This window comes from Brevundimonas sp. P7753 (assembly GCF_013386595.1).
Classification (GTDB): Bacteria; Pseudomonadota; Alphaproteobacteria; order Caulobacterales; family Caulobacteraceae; genus Brevundimonas; species Brevundimonas bullata.
In genome coordinates, this window is record NZ_JACARP010000190.1 from 1 (window position 1) to 329 (window position 329).

Annotated in this window: 1 pseudogene; it reads right to left on the reverse strand. The window is 77.8% G+C overall.

Features of this window, described 5'->3' with window-relative positions:
* A pseudogene (locus tag HX774_RS18970) lies at positions 1-329 on the reverse strand (hypothetical protein); the annotation flags it as partial.

The following is a 329-nucleotide window of genomic DNA, read 5'->3' on the forward strand; positions in this document are numbered from 1 at the left end:
GAGGCCGGGGGCGTGGTCAGCTCGACCGGCAGGCCGTCCAGATAGACCGCCGGCGGCAGGGGCGTGGCGTCGGGCTGGCGACCGGCCTGACGATGCACCGAGTAGTAGCGGGCGCCCTCCTGCGGCGCGGCCTGAAGCGGCTGCGGCTGGGCCTGAGATTGAACCTGAGATTGAGCCTGGGGCTGGGGGGGCGCTGTGGCGGGCGACGGCGCTGAGGGGGCGGCGACCGGCTCGCTCGGCGCGGCGCGCTGGAGGCGGAAGATCGGGGCGTCGCGGCGCGGGGCCATGGGGTCGAAGGCGGGGGCGTCAGGCGCGGCGGGCGCGGGCTC